The organism is Amphritea atlantica, assembly GCF_024347255.1.
Taxonomy (GTDB): domain Bacteria; phylum Pseudomonadota; class Gammaproteobacteria; order Pseudomonadales; family Balneatricaceae; genus Amphritea; species Amphritea atlantica.
Map to the genome: position 1 here is coordinate 846354 of NZ_AP025284.1, position 14643 is coordinate 860996.

Here is a 14643-nt window from a genome sequence, read left to right on the forward strand (position 1 = left end):
AAAGGGTCATATGACCCTTATTAGTTAATCGGTTTTACATCTTGTATAGCACAACGAAAACCATAAGTAACATAATGGTGCTTCATTATCGGTTTTTGAGTAGCTCTTCGCATCACTACATCTTCATCCCAACTGGTAGATCCTCCTCTTAAAACCTTTAAAATTTGAGGAGGATCATTATGTATAGAGGCTTTGACTGGTCCTGCGGGACCTTGCGGGTTGTGCTCCGGGCTATGTTTATAATAATCAGGATCAAACCAGTCATTGACCCACTCAACAGCATTACTCTGAAGATGATAAAAGCCTAGCGGGCTGGGTGGAAAACTATCTATGGGATGCAGGTCATCTTTTGGCAGGTTAATATCGCCTTTGAGAGTGCCATCATTGGTAGCGTAATAGATATATTTCCCACGATCTCTTGCCGCGTATTCCCATTGCGCTTCTGTTGGCAGATCAAACTTCTTTTCGGTTAGCTGACCGATCCAGAGGCAGTAGTCTTTGGCTTCCTGCCATTTTTGCGTTCCTGTTGGATTTGTTGGTGTAAACCACCAATGATGTGGTTGTTCTTTCCTGAACTCGGGCTCGGGGAGTGGTTGATGATGGGCTAACTTAAAATGCTCGAACTCATAAACCGATGTTTCATATTTCGACATCGAGAAACTGTCCAGTGTGACTTTATGTACTGGCCGGTCGTAGGGGTTGATGGTTGAGTTACAGATATCATTCGGGTTATACACCGGTCTGTCGAGGTATGAGTTACAGGGCATGCCAAAGTCCCCCATATCGAAGCTACCGCCTTCAACAAAGATCTGATTCTCGATCGATTTGACTGCTATCTCGGCGACCTGCTGTTTCAGCTCATCACTGATATCAGGGTGCAGGCGCTCAACATTGGCAATAATCTGTTTGATTTTATCGGGGCTGACAACCTCAGACTGAATCTCCAGCGCTTCACTCTGCGAGCAGGCCGTTGTTAGCAATAGAGAGGTCGCCATTGATGCAAAAAAGAGGGATTTGGTAAGCCGGTTATTCATCCATGAATCTCTTAAATAGATAACTAATATGATAGTTGCATACTATCTGATTTTACTTGGTTTTATAACCTCAAAAAGGGGGATGTATAAACAGAAATTACAGATTTAAACCGATCAGTTCATGGCGACAGTTTATCGAGCTACTGGAGCATATGAGTGAAGATGGTGTATAAGTCGACAGTTTTACCAGCCTGGAAAAGCTGAATAGTATTCTCGACTGGGGACAGCAGGATCAGTTTAATGAGTGGATTAATAAACTGCAGCATCGGCAACCTGGTGATGGAAAACAGTTTAATGGGCAGGATAAACCCTTTGATCCGGTGACTGGCGGGCTTAAAGTTGCAATTGAAAAGCGTAACAATATTGCTAGTTCTGGCCAGTTGATGTGCTGGAATGGTGATGACCTGAGTCCTCCAGGGGGAGGGATGTACGCATAGTTATTAACTAAAAAGGGTCGTATGACCCCTTTCAGTTAATCGTGTTAGTCTCTTGTACAGCACAGCGAAAACCGTATTTAGGAGCATGTACTTGCAGATCAGGCTTTTCAGTTGCTCGACGCATGACCACATTTGGACTCCAGCTAGTCGATCCGCCTCGTAGTACTTTATATTGATTCGGTGATCTATGTTTGATTGAAACTGTTATAGGTTTTTCAGGCCCTTGTGGATTGTGTTCCGGGCTGTGTTTATAGTAGTCGGGATCAAACCAGTCATTGACCCACTCAACAGCATTACTCTGAAGATGATAAAAGCCTAGCGGGCTGGGTGGAAAACTATCAACAGGTAATAACTCTACTTTTTGAAAGGCAGTTCTTGGGAAGTTTTGATTATCTTTCAGGGTGCCATCATTAGTGGCGTAATAGATATATTTCCCACGATCTCTTGCCGCGTATTCCCATTGTGCTTCTGTTGGCAGATCAAACTTCTTTTCGGTTAGCTGACCAATCCAGAGACAGTAATCTTTAGCCTCCTGCCATTTCTGGGTGCCGGTTGGACTATCAGGCTTAAACATCCAGTGGTCAGGTTCATCTTTCCTGAACTCGGGCTCGGGGAGTGGTTGATGATGGGCTAACTTAAAATGCTCGAACTCATAAACCGACGTTTCATATTTCGACATCGAGAAACTGTCCAGTGCGACTTTATGTACTGGCCGGTCGTAGGGGTTGATCGTTGAGTTACAGATATCATTTGGGTCATACACCGGCCTGTCACGGTAAGCGTTACAGGGCATGCCGAAGTCCCCCATATCGAAGCTGCCGCCCTCAACAAAGATCTGGTTCTCGATCGATTTGACTGCGATCTCGGCGACCTGCTGTTTCAGCTCATCACTGATATCAGGGTGCAGGCGCTCAACATTGGCAATAATCTGGTTGATTTTATCGGGGCTGACAACCTCAGACTGAATCTCCAGTGCTTCACTCTGCGAGCAGGCCATTGTTAGCAATAGAGAGGTCGCCATTGAGGCAAGAAAGAGGGATTTAACAAGCAGATTATTCATCCATGAATCTCTTAAATAGATAGCTACTATACGTTATATCAACTGATGATCTGGAGACAGGTTTTCCTTAGTTGATGATCGGGTATGCTACCTGCCCAATTATTTTTTGTATATTCAGAGACGAGATATTGGCATAGTTATTTCATGTATATCCGCGCACAGGGATGGTTTAGTGCTTATCTACTGAAGACTTTAACAACAAGGATGGTTGTATGACAGACACATATACCGAAGCGGTTGCCGAAAGGGAAAATATATCAGACAGTGATGTTTGTAGCCGGGGTTTAAGGTTGCTGGCTAAATTACTCGATTATCTGTTCTTATCAGTGATTGTCTTGATGGCAATCTGGCTATTCTATTTTGGTGAGATGTTATTCAGCGAAGCCGCATCGGATGCCGACAATTGGATTGGAAGTATAATAGCTCTGATAGCAAACCTGATTTTTGATGTGCAGTCCGTATATCTTGTCCTGATCTTCAGTTTTTTTGGTTTTTTGCTGCTCAATATCTATCTGTTGCTGAAGTCTGGTCAGACGGTAGGCAAAAAGATTGTAGGTATCAGAGTTGTAACAGTGGAGTCGCAGGCAGTTCCATCATTTGAAAGCATCTATATAGCCCGCTACCTACCGTTTTTTCTTGTCTACATATTACCTTTTGTGGGCCCCATTTTTTCGCTGATTGATGTTCTGTTCATCTTTCGCCGTGATCGTCGTTGCCTGCATGACCTGCTTGCGAAGACCCTGGTTGTGCGATGCTAGTTATAAACAGGGGTGATTCTTAAAGTTTCAGTGAGTGATGTTGAGCCATTTTATGCGCATCAGGTGATGCGTTGCGTATTTTAGTGATCAGTTTGTTCAGGGGTCGATAATGATTGGTAAGTTTTTTTTAGCCTTTGGTTTGTTTCTTTTATACATGGTGCTGTTAGGCGCTGTGGGTATAGCGATTGTTGAAGGGGGAGGAAGTAAAGGCGCTCTGGTGAGCTTTCTGTTAGCGGGTATCGTCGGAATGGTGCCGGTGATGATGTTGATTGGCCGTAAAGTGATGGCGTCTAAAGCGGATCCCTCAGTGGAGCCTGTCACTCCTTATGAACTGATTGAACGGTTACGAGCATTAAAGGTGCAGGGAAGCTCTTTTGAGCTGCTTGAGAAGGATGATCTGATTATTATCGCGCCGCCTCTGCTGACAACCGAGTTAACGTTGGGGATGCAACATGCGACGGTTGAACAGACTTTTTTTGTTAAGATCTGGCTGGATGAGAAGCAGCATCATGTCAGCTTGAAAGATGTTGTGACCACGCGTACAGAGAGGCGAGGGGCGGGCGAGTATTACTTCCAGATTCGGGGACAGTCCGGTTTTGTTACCTGCAGCACTTTAGTGTTGGATGATGGTGGTAATGTGGTTAAGCTGGGGAATGGAACGTTGCATAACGCTTTGATCAAGCTGTTTAATGAATCAGGCTGGGATGTTAGTTTCAAAATCATTTAATATGATTCAGTATTGGGTTACATCGATTAACAAGGAGAGTTTGAAATGCCAAAAGCGGCACGTTTAGGTGATATTGGGTCGGGCCATGGGTGTTTTCCGCCAACGCCCATAGTTTCAGGTAGTGGTGATGTGATTATTGATGGCATCCCGGCGGCCCGGGTAGGCGACCCTCTTGCACCTCACGGCTGCAGCAAGTGTCCACCCCATGGGCGGGCGATTGCGGCAGGCTCTTCCTCCGTGATGATCAATGGCAGGCCTGCTGCCCGGGTGGGTGATTCGATTAGCTGTGGTGGTTCTGTGGCGGCGGGTTCTGGCAGTGTCTCAATCGGCTGATTGAGTGTCGGGTGGCTTGATATCCTGAACGGTTAAACAAGCCACTTACACGATTGTTTACAAAAGCTCTTTCTTCTCGCGTATCCAGGGAGTCTCGCCGGTCTGATCTTTAATTGCTTCTGACAGTGCGATGGCATCGAAGTACTCAACCGGTTGCGCTGTGACGACGTTAAACCACTGAGTGAATTTCCCCTGGGTTCTGATAATCCGGGTTGCGATATCCGGATAGCCTTGCTGCCATCGGTTGGCGTCTTTTTTATTCTGAAAGGCTGCCAGTTGTAGCAGGTAATAAGTTTCGGGCTCCAGCGCCGGATTGTTAAAAGTGGTCTGTATTGTTGGTGTGTGATGACGTATCGCCTCTACCGGTTTTGTCTGTTTTTGCGGGTTAGCCGACCTCTTCTTTTTTAAGTGTTCCGCAGCGAGGTAATGCTGTTGGGCCTGAACCGTTTTTTTCTGTGGAGTCTGCTTCGGGGGATCCGGCGGCAAAGTGGCTACCCGGGTGGGAACCGGTCGCTGAAGTGACTCTGCAGGTTGTTTTGGCGGCGAAGTGTCCGCGTGAACAGCGGGCTCTGGTGCAGTAAATGCCAGCGCCGGATCTTTCAGCGTGGTTCTGAATCGTCGGATGGTTTCGCTGTCAGATGCGTTGCAGTGCCAGTAACGTTCGGCAGGTTGTTTGCGCTGATAACACTGGATAAACCAGGCACCGAGCTGCTGCTCATGATAGTAGTAGTTATCGGGTCGTATCTCCACATTGTAGGTGGACGACGGTAAACGGGGCACACGCTCCGAGGCGCTGCCTGTAACCGTAATTGTCATGGCGGCGATAAGTGTCGCTATCGGGTAAACCTTGTCCATGGCAGAAATCCTTATTTTTCTCTGTGGCCATTGCTGATAAAGCAAAAATCAAGCCATGCTTTAGTTGCCTGTTCTCAGGCTCAATGGCGGGCAAATCCAGGTTATTGATGATTTGTTGCGCATATTTTTTCTCACTTTTTAAGGTTGTAGCGCAGCCCTTTGTTTTACGCGCTGGCTGCAGTAAACTCCGTCAATCAAAAGGATGGTCACGTTTAGGGAGTAAGAGAGATGCAGGGAGCTATGACGCCTATCAAAGAGATTCAGCTTGAGCAGATGACTCAGCTGCGGGAACGGTCGAAGACGGTTTCCGTTATTCTTAATAAAGAACTTCAGTCCTATCTGAAAACCATCACTCCGTTGTTCTCCCCCCGTAAGGTGTTAGGGGAGTATATGCAGAGTGCTTCCCGCGACAAGGTTGTCGGTGCAGAGAAGAACTATTCCATTATTTTAGAAAATTACAAAGCGGTTTTACGGGATGCCTTTGGCTATAACGCCAAGCTTTCCTCTCCGGTGTCTGCTATTCAGAATGAGCTGGTTGCTGAGCCCTGGGTTTATAGTGATGACCTGGATGGTACTGTTCTGAGTTTTAGTTCGCCGGTTCGCTGGGTGCTCAGCTATGACTGCAGTTATGACCTGCCCAGGCTGATCGCAGAAAAACTTAAAGGTGAACAGCCCCATTACGATTCTATTACCCCGTTTGTGCTGAACGCGCTGGTGATCTGGCTGTTGCTGGAAAACAGTCCCGGACTGGTGCGCTTACTGGAAGGCTTAGGTTATACCGTGTCAATTGAGAGGCAGCCTGAAATTGCGGGTACGCTTCCTTTTGTTGTGCTGACATCCCGGGTGGCTGCATTCCGGCCTCAGAATGAACTGGTGCGAATGGTGTCACAGTTCTCTGGAAGTACAGGCTTTGAAGAGATTATCGATGTTGATCAGATCGACGCCATTGAAAATCCGCTGCAGGTTAAATTGCAGTCTCTGTTGAATGGTCAGGCTTGAGCGAGTCTGCGCAGTCGTTGTTGATTGCGCATTTTATTGCCCATCCTGATTCATTAGATATCCTGGGATTTTGAACGGTATTTTTATAACATATTGATTTTTAATTATTTTTTAGGATTGGCCTGATGCGTGCTATGAAACAGGGAGGCTAACATCACTATCTAAGGAGAGAAAAATGCCAACACCAGGTTATATGTCCATTCAGGGCGAAACTCAGGGTAATATCACCGAAGGCGCTAACAGCATGGAGTCTATGGGGAATCGTTACCAGGAAGGTCATGAGAACGAAATTACCGTTCAGGGCTTTTCCCATCAGATCATGATTCCTCGTGATCCACAGAGTGGTCAGCCAAGTGGTCAGCGTGTACATGATGCGCTGGTTATTTCCAAAATCTATGACAAGTCTTCTCCAAAACTGTTTGAAGCACTGACCAGTGGCGAGCGTTTGCCACGTATTGAGCTGAAATGGTTCCGTACTTCTATGACCGGTCAGCAGGAACATTACTTCACTCATGTTCTGGAAGATGCCATGATCGTAGATATTAAGGCGCATATGCCAAACTGTCAGGATCCTGCGATGGAACACTTCACCCACATGGAAGATGTTTCCTTCACGTATCGTAAAATTAGCTGGACACATGAAGTTGCCGGAACCTCAGGTTCTGATGACTGGCGTGTACCTAAAGCCTGATTTTAAACAATCGGTTTTAACAGATAACCGGCCATCAGGCCGGTTTTTTTATATCAATTGATCTGCAACCATTGCAATAAACCGTGCCTTTGAGGTTTAATTTAGCCTCTTTGAAAGGGAGTTTATTATGTTCCAGGGATTCGTGGAGCGATATTGGCGGCAATTTATAATGCTGTTTATCGCAAGCTCAATTATAAGTGGCTGCTCAACCGTCTCAGATATGCTTTCTGAAGATGAACCGCCACCCCCGCCCCCAGAGCTTGTTGTTTCTGTTATTGCGGATTCCGGTGTTAATCAGGATCTCGATGGACGTCCCTCTCCTACAGTCGTTCGCATCTATCAGTTAGAAGATGATGCTCTGTTTAAAGAGAGTGATTTCTTTGCCCTCTATGATAGTGACAGCACCATGTTATCCGGAGATCTGCTGTTGCGTGATGAGCTGATCGTTAACCCGGGCGGTTCAGCAATCAAGAAAACCCTGTTGGATGAAGATACCGAGTTTGTGGGCGTGCTGGCCGCTTTTCAGAATACTGATAATGGTGTTATGAAAAAGGTGGTTGCCGTGAATGCAGAAAAGGATCAGTCGGTTCAGGTCAGGCTTAAGGATAATCAATTGACACTTGATCTGCTGGACTGAAGCATGCGTTTTGTCGTGACAATATAATAGCTGATTTTGGATTTTGAAGTGGAGTCACGGAGTGACCAATAAAGTAATCTGGCATGAAGGCATGTTTCTTCGGCCACAGCACTTTCAACAACATGACCAGTATTTGTTGAAAGAGATCAATAACCGTATCCGCACGGTTTCCTGTTTTAACTGGGGGTTTTCCCGCCTCAAAGTAAACGCTGCCAATCTGAAAACTGGTGAGGTCTCTCTGGATGACTGCGCCGGCTGTTTTGCCGATGGCACCAGCTTTGATCTGCACACTGCTGATGCGCCCCCCTTGCCGATACTGGTTAATGAGTCGGTGTCTGATGCGATTATCTATCTGGCTATTCCACTGCAGCAACCTGGTGTGACAGAGGTGGGTAGCAACGATAACCGCAATAGCCTGGTGCGTTATCTGCCTAAATCTGTCGAAGTATCCGATCTTGCTTCAGCTGAAAATGAGCGAACCAGTATTCAGGTGGGTGAGCTGCGTTTACGGTTATTTGTTGAAGATGCCCGGCAGAACTCAGAGAACCGGGTTCCTGATGGTTATACCCGATTAGCGGTCGCGCATATTGAAGAGGTGAAAGGGGGGCAGATACGTTTACGGCAGCAATTTATTCCGCCGCTGCTGGATATCGGTGCTTCGGATCTGTTACAGAACTTTCTGACCGAGCTGCAATCGATGTTAACGACCCGGGCCCGCGAACTGGCAGCACGGGTAAGCAGTTCGGGTGGCAAAGGTGGTGTCGCTGAAGTCACTGACTTTATGCTGCTTCAGTTGCTGAATCGTTTTGACCCGGTATTGTCCTTGTATCGTCAGGTTCCGGAGATGTCACCACTGGAACTGTACGAACGGTTGCTGCTGCTGGCCGGCGAACTGGCAACCTTTATGAAACCGGAAAAACGGCCACCCGAATTTGCGGAATATCAGCAGGATAATCTGATAACAACGTTTCTGCCGTTGCTGGAAGAGCTGAAAGGTTGCTTTGGTACGGTGCTTGAACAGATTGCTGAAGCTATCCCGCTCTCGCCTGAACAATACGGAATACGGGCTGCCAGAATACGGGATCGTGTACTGCTGAAAAGCGCTGATTTTATCTTTGCAGTCAGCGCTCAGGTTGCCCAGGAAAAACTTCGTACTCAGTTTCCACAGCAGATCAAGATAGGTCCGGTTGAGCGCATCAGAGAGTTGATTACCAGCGCTCTGCCGGGGATTCCGATCGCGCCGTTGCCCGTCGCGCCCCGGGAAATACCCTACCATGCAGGGTTTACCTATTTTCAACTTGATACCAGCCATGAGATCTGGAAAGAGCTGGATAAATCCGGCGGTATAGCTTTCCATATCGGAGGCGAGTTCCCAGGACTTGAATGTCAGTTCTGGGCCATTAAACGTAGATAAATAGTTGTTATCATGGACGATCAGACAGTAATACGCCCGATGCCGGGAGGCCGGAAACCCCGTAACACAGCAACCCCAGAGCGGCGACCTGCGGAACAGCTTCCCCGGACTGATAATGTGCAACACGGCCAGCCCTGGCGTCAGTCTCCAGTGCCAGAACCGGATTATGCGCATTCGGGGGCTGGGGCAGTTGCTCAGGGAGCGACCTCTCAGGGAGAGAATCCGCTGCTGCAACTGGTCACGCCCTTGCTCTCTTTTCTGGGGAAGATTCAGAATACCGTTGAATGCCCTGATCTGGAGGAGTTTCACCGTTATGCACTGGATCAGATTCAATTGTATGAATCCCAGGGCTGGGGTGTTCCCGGTGGCCGTGAGAACAGTGAATATATCAGTTATCCCCTGTGTGCCCTGATCGATGAGATTGTACTGAATACCCCCTGGGGCAGTAACAGTCGCTGGGGGAGTGAGAGTTTGCTGATTACCCGCCATCAGGAAGCCTGGGGAGGCGAGCGCTTCTTTAATTTCCTCAATGAACTGATGAAACGTCCGGCGAGTAATCTTGAACTGCTGGAGTTCTATTTCGCCTGTCTGTCGCTGGGGTTTGAAGGTAAATACCGGCGCATGGCGAATGGGCGGCGGGAACTGGATCGCCTGCGCAGCGAGCTTTATATCCTGATCAGCCGGCACCGGAATTATGAACCAGAAGGCCTCTCACCCCACTGGGAGGGGGTCTCGGATCGGCGTATCGGTATCGCCCGATATTTACCATTCTGGGTGATCTGGGCATTTAGTCTGTTTCTGCTTATGGCTGCCTTTCTGGGCTTTATCTGGAAGATAACCCAGGAATCTGATCAGGTCATGCAGCAGTTTGCAGGCATCAGTAATACGGCAGCCATTGAAGTGACCCCGGTGAATATTGATCGACTTGTCGCGCCGCTGTATTCAGTTGCAGAGCCCGATCTGGTGCCTGAACAGCTTGATTATTTTGCACTGCTTGAACCTGAGCTGGTGGAAGAGATCGCCGCCGGAACGGTGGAACTGATCGATGAAGATAATCAGGTCAGACTCCGGTTGCGCCATGCAAGACTGTTCCCCTCGGGGCAGGCTGATCTGTCTCACGAGTTTGTTCCTCTGGTTGAGAGAATTGGCACCCAGCTTAAAGGTGTGGGTAAGCCCATCATCGTCGAAGGGCACTCAGATAATGTACCGATTTTCTCGACCCGCTATCCCTCTAACTGGGCACTGTCACAGGCCCGGGCCAAATCCGTTGCTGAAGTGTTGCTGAGTCAGCTGGAAGAGGGGATTGTGATGCGGGTTGAGGGTAAAGCATCCAGTGCTCCGCTGGTTGAAAATAACTCAAATCTGAATCGGGCACTGAACCGCAGGGTAGAGATTCTGCTGCGTAAATAGTGTTGCCTTAATGACGGGCATGTTTTGTACAGGGATTGACGGGAAGACACGTGAAAAAGTTAATCAGGATTATCACCAATCGATGGTTTATTCAGAGTCTCGGGATTATCTGTCTCGCACTGCTGATCTGGTTCATCGGGCCATTATTTGCCATTGCAGAGCATTATTTCCTCGCCAGTGAGTTTTCCCGGCTGCTGGCGATAGTGATTGTTGTTTTGTGCTGGGTTGCCATATCGGTACTGCTGTTCTGGCGCCAAATGAAAAAAAATGAACAGCTGCTGGATGATCTTGGCAGTGAGCAGCTGGATCAGGCTTCAATGGCTGAAAGTGCCCGGGAGGATGAGCAGGCGATTATCAGTGACCGGTTTGATGAAGCCCTGCAGATCCTGCGCAACAGTAAGGGGGCGGGTAAAGCCGCCAATCTGTATGAGCTGCCCTGGTATATTATTATTGGCCCACCGGGGTCGGGTAAGACCACAGCACTGATCAACTCAGGGCTCAATTTTCCCCTGGCGGACCGCATGGGCAGTGAAGCGATTCAGGGGATTGGCGGAACCCGTCACTGTGACTGGTGGTTCACTGACGAGGCCGTGATGATCGATACGGCTGGCCGCTTTACCACCCAGGACAGCCATGAATCTGTCGACAAAGCCGCCTGGCAGCAGTTTATGGATCTGTTGAAAAAGAATCGTCCGCAGCAGCCGGTGAATGGTGTGCTGGTGACGATGAGTGTTGCTGATCTGATGCAACAGTCTGAGGATGAAAGGGCGTTATATGCACAGACAATACGGCGTCGTATCGAAGAGTTGAATGAGCATCTTGGGATCTCAGCGCCGGTCTATTTTACCTTTACTAAGTGTGATCTGATCTCCGGTTTCAGTGAGTTCTTTGGCCATTATGATCGTGATGCCCGGGCACAGGTCTGGGGTGAAACCTTTGCCTTGCCTGAGTCCGGACGTCCCCAGTTTAATATTGATGATTATGCTGACAAGTTTGACACGCTGACTCTGCGACTCGAACAGCAACTGATTGAACGAATGTACCAGGAGCAGGACCCGGATAAGCGGACTCTGATTATGGGCTTCCCCCGTCAGTTTGCCGGGCTGAGGGATATCATTTCTATCTTTCTGGGAGATATTTTCAGTACAAATCGCTACAGTGAGGGCGCGTTGTTGCGCGGTGTTTACTTCACCAGTGGTACTCAGGCGGGCACCCCCATCGACCGGTTGCTGGGGACGCTGGCACAGAGTTTCGGCTTCAGTAATTCAACCCTGGTTGGTGCCAGTGGACGGGGCAAGAGCTTCTTTCTTAAGAATCTGCTGCAGCGGGTGATCTTTGTTGAAGCGGGGATCGCCGGGGTTGACCAGCAACTGATCAGGCGACGTCGCTGGATGCAGCGGCTGGTGGTAACCGGTGCGCTGGGCGTATTTCTGGTCGGAAGTGGCTTACTGGGCTGGTCATTTGTTAATAATGAACAAAAAATTCAACAACTGACGCAACTGAATAGCAACTTTGCTGAACAGGCTATACAGGTGCCTCTGTTTGAGGCGGATTTCCTTGCCGTATTGCCTGAGCTGAATACCCTTCGTGAGGCGACCGGACTGTATGATGATGCCGGTGTTGATCATACCTTCGGATTGTATCAGGGAGACACCCTTACAGAGGGGGCACGTTCGGCATACCTGAATCAATTGCAGGGGGCTCTGTTGCCCGTGCTGGCTGCTCGCATAGAGGAGCTGATCATCGCCAGCGATCCAAAGCAAACCTCAAGTCTTTATGAACTATTGAAAACCTACCTGATGTACGGGGGCGTCAAGCCCTATGACCCTGAGCTGTTAACCTCATGGGCCGTGGTTGACTGGCAGGAAACCTATGCTCTGGACGAGCAGGCGATCAATGATCTGAGTGGGCATATGCAGGTGCTGATGAAGAACGGCTTTTTGCCGGTCACCCTGAATGAAGAGATCGTTTCCCATGCCCGGCGGATTTTATCGACCGATCCTTTGGAGAAACAGGTCTATCAGGCGATCCGCAGGGAGCTGAATCAGGAACATAAATATGATCTGGCGCTGGATCAGGTGTTTGGCCCCTACGCGTTTGATCTGTTTAAGAGCAAGCGTGGCACTGATCTGACCACTTTTGTAATGCCGGGTATGTTCACCAAACAAGGATTTTATACCCTCTTTTTGCCAAACAGCACGACGCTTTCAAAGGAGTATATCGACAACAACTGGGTGATGGGAGATCGCTATCAGTCACGCCACTATATGGACAGTGATACCCTGCAGCGTAAAGTACTGGGATTGTATTATGATGACTTCATTCAGCACTGGGATGGCATGATCGATGACATGGGGATGCAACCGCCAGCAAATGCGGAAGAGAGTATCCGTCAGATCTCCATTGCGGCGGGATTGGATAGTCCTCTACGCCATCTGGTCGAAACGCTGAATGAAGAAACAACGCTGACCAAGCCTTTCTCCGCAGAGCAGGGCGAGGGGACTGATCAACTGGCCCGGACTCTCTCCAGCGTCAATCAGGGGGTTGCGGTCAAACAGCAGAAGGTCAGTCGTCTGATGCGGGACGCCAAAAAGGCGGGATTACTCGACAATCTGGGGGGCGATCTGGGACAGCAGGTTGAGCGTTACTATACCCCGTATTATAAATTGCTTGAAAAGCGAGGCAGCTTTTCACTGCTGGACCGGCTGAGTCAGGATCTGGCAGAGCTGAGCAGTTATATGGATGATGCCGCCAACTCATCTTTCTCAAGTACCGGGGCAATTGATGCAGTACAGGGACGTATCTCCCGGAACAAAACCGATCCACTGGCGAAAGTGAACAGCTATCAGGCAGATATGCCGCAGATGATGCAGGGATGGCTGGGAGCACTGGGCGCGCAGAACTGGTCGGTAGTGCTGGACAATACTAAAACCGAACTGAACCAGCTGTGGCAATCGCAGGTGACCTATGAGTGTAAGAACTTTCTTGAGGGACGCTATCCGGTCAAACCCGGCGCCAGCTCTGAGATAACACTGGAAGACTTCAGTCGTTTCTTTGGCCCCGATGGAACCCTGGACAGCTTCGTTAACACCTATCTGCGGGACTTTATTGATACCAAAGGCCGGATCTGGGTAGAACGTGAAGTTGACGGACAGAAGATCGGGTTGAGCAAAGCGACGCTGCTGCAGTTGCAGAAAGCCAATGACATTAAAGAGACATTTTTCCGTAATGGTGAATTGTCAGTGCCGTTTGTTATGCGGCCGGTCAGACTGGATACTGATGCGTCGAAATTCTTCCTCAGTATTGGTTCTCAGGAGGTGATCTATCGTCACGGTCCGCGTCGTTCGAGTGCTGTCACCTGGCCCTCTCTTGATAGTGATACCGTGCGGCTACGCTTTGAAGGGCTGAATGGGTCGGTTAAGTCCAGTACTGAAGAGGGGCCCTGGGCATGGTTCCGTCTGCTGAATAAATCCCAGCTGCAGCAAACAGATAACCGGGCAGTCTACGAGGTGAACTTCGCCGAAGAGGGGCTCAGTGCCTCATTTGAACTACGGGCCAGAAGTGTCATTAATCCCTTTGCGGAAGACCTGTTAGCAGGTTTCCGTTGTCAGGAAACACTCTGATATGGCCACGGTTCAGAGCGGTTTTTACGGTAAGGTCCCCTGCAAAGGGGATTTTGTCAGCCGTGGGCTGAGTCGCGAATGTATTGGCAATCTCGACCGATGGCTGCAGCAGGGGATGACCAGCAGCAAAGCCTATCTGGGAGATAGCTGGACCGGACATTATATGATCGCTCCGGTCTGGCAGTTTTATGTCTCGCCGGGGGTACTGGACCCGCATGGCTGGCTGGGGGTGTTTATCCCGAGTATCGATAGTGTCGGGCGAAAATTCCCCTCGCTGGTGGCGGTGCCGGTGTTATCACCATTGGTGTGTCTGAAACAGCTGGAAGATCAGGAAGAATTACTGCTGCAGATTGAAGCGCTGCTGTTTGATTCACTGGAGGATCACTTTGATTTTCCTCTGTTTTGCCATCAGGTCATCAATCTGAAGCTGCTACCCTCATACCCGTCAGTCGATCTTTATCGGGCCGTCAAACCGGTGGCGGTTATGCAGAACCTACAGCAGCACCGGGATGATCTTCGTCACTTAGATCTGAAGTCTGAATATAGTCGTCCGGCGGTCTGGTGGAGTGAAGGATCGGAAACGATTCAGCCCCAGCTTTGGTTGAGCGATGGTTTGCCGGATGCGTCCCAGTTTCGCTTCTTTTTAACGGGAAAATAGATGATTC

13 protein-coding genes are annotated in these 14643 nt (G+C 49.0%); 10 read left to right on the forward strand and 3 right to left on the reverse strand.

Annotated features, from left to right (window positions below; all coding sequences use genetic code 11):
• Nucleotides 1–20: 20 nt before the first annotated feature.
• Both OCU43_RS03825 and OCU43_RS03830 read right to left on the reverse strand, forming a co-directional pair.
• Nucleotides 21–1034, reverse strand: coding sequence for a formylglycine-generating enzyme family protein (locus tag OCU43_RS03825; protein ID WP_091362226.1), 1014 nt, complete (start codon nt 1032–1034; stop codon nt 21–23).
• A gap of 468 nt (nt 1035–1502) precedes the next feature.
• On the reverse strand, nt 1503–2531 hold the full coding sequence (locus OCU43_RS03830; RefSeq protein ID WP_091362227.1) for a formylglycine-generating enzyme family protein: 1029 nt from the start codon (nt 2529–2531) through the stop codon (nt 1503–1505).
• A gap of 212 nt (nt 2532–2743) precedes the next feature.
• Here OCU43_RS03830 and OCU43_RS03835 point away from each other — a divergent pair, with 212 nt between their 5' ends.
• The 3 genes from OCU43_RS03835 to OCU43_RS03845 all read left to right on the forward strand — a co-directional run bounded on the left by OCU43_RS03835 (nt 2744) and on the right by OCU43_RS03845 (nt 4349).
• Complete coding sequence (locus OCU43_RS03835) at nt 2744–3289, forward strand: RDD family protein (RefSeq protein ID WP_091362228.1); 546 nt, start codon at nt 2744–2746, stop codon at nt 3287–3289.
• A gap of 109 nt (nt 3290–3398) precedes the next feature.
• Nucleotides 3399–4016 carry a hypothetical protein gene (locus OCU43_RS03840; RefSeq protein ID WP_091362229.1) on the forward strand — a complete coding sequence of 206 codons (618 nt, stop codon included), beginning with the start codon at nt 3399–3401 and terminating at the stop codon, nt 4014–4016.
• A 45-nt stretch (nt 4017–4061) separates the two neighbouring features.
• Complete coding sequence (locus tag OCU43_RS03845) at nt 4062–4349, forward strand: type VI secretion system PAAR protein (RefSeq protein ID WP_091362230.1); 288 nt, start codon at nt 4062–4064, stop codon at nt 4347–4349.
• Between the two features lie 57 nt (nt 4350–4406).
• On the opposite strand, the gene OCU43_RS03850 is transcribed toward OCU43_RS03845, so the two are convergent.
• A complete protein-coding gene (locus OCU43_RS03850) occupies nt 4407–5204 on the reverse strand; it encodes an SPOR domain-containing protein (protein WP_091362231.1) in 798 nt (265 codons plus the stop codon).
• Nucleotides 5205–5432: 228 nt separating this feature from the next.
• Between OCU43_RS03850 and OCU43_RS03855 the strand changes: the two genes are divergently transcribed.
• From OCU43_RS03855 to tagF, 7 genes are all read left to right on the forward strand, one after another.
• On the forward strand, nt 5433–6203 hold the full coding sequence (locus OCU43_RS03855; protein ID WP_139203239.1) for a hypothetical protein: 771 nt from the start codon (nt 5433–5435) through the stop codon (nt 6201–6203).
• Nucleotides 6204–6378: 175 nt separating this feature from the next.
• A complete protein-coding gene (locus OCU43_RS03860; RefSeq protein WP_091362233.1) occupies nt 6379–6894 on the forward strand; it encodes an Hcp family type VI secretion system effector in 516 nt (171 codons plus the stop codon).
• A 169-nt stretch (nt 6895–7063) separates the two neighbouring features.
• Complete coding sequence (tssJ, locus tag OCU43_RS03865; protein WP_175483631.1) at nt 7064–7531, forward strand: type VI secretion system lipoprotein TssJ; 468 nt, start codon at nt 7064–7066, stop codon at nt 7529–7531.
• Between the two features lie 61 nt (nt 7532–7592).
• Nucleotides 7593–8945 carry a type VI secretion system baseplate subunit TssK gene (gene tssK, locus OCU43_RS03870; RefSeq protein WP_091362235.1) on the forward strand — a complete coding sequence of 451 codons (1353 nt, stop codon included), beginning with the start codon at nt 7593–7595 and terminating at the stop codon, nt 8943–8945.
• A gap of 12 nt (nt 8946–8957) precedes the next feature.
• Nucleotides 8958–10355 carry a type IVB secretion system protein IcmH/DotU gene (gene icmH, locus OCU43_RS03875; protein WP_091362236.1) on the forward strand — a complete coding sequence of 466 codons (1398 nt, stop codon included), beginning with the start codon at nt 8958–8960 and terminating at the stop codon, nt 10353–10355.
• Nucleotides 10356–10405: 50 nt separating this feature from the next.
• Nucleotides 10406–13978, forward strand: a complete 3573-nt coding sequence (gene tssM / locus OCU43_RS03880) for a type VI secretion system membrane subunit TssM (protein WP_175483632.1) — start codon at nt 10406–10408, stop codon at nt 13976–13978.
• Nucleotide 13979: 1 nt separating this feature from the next.
• Complete coding sequence (gene tagF / locus OCU43_RS03885) at nt 13980–14636, forward strand: type VI secretion system-associated protein TagF (RefSeq protein ID WP_091362238.1); 657 nt, start codon at nt 13980–13982, stop codon at nt 14634–14636.
• Nucleotides 14637–14643: the final 7 nt, after the last annotated feature.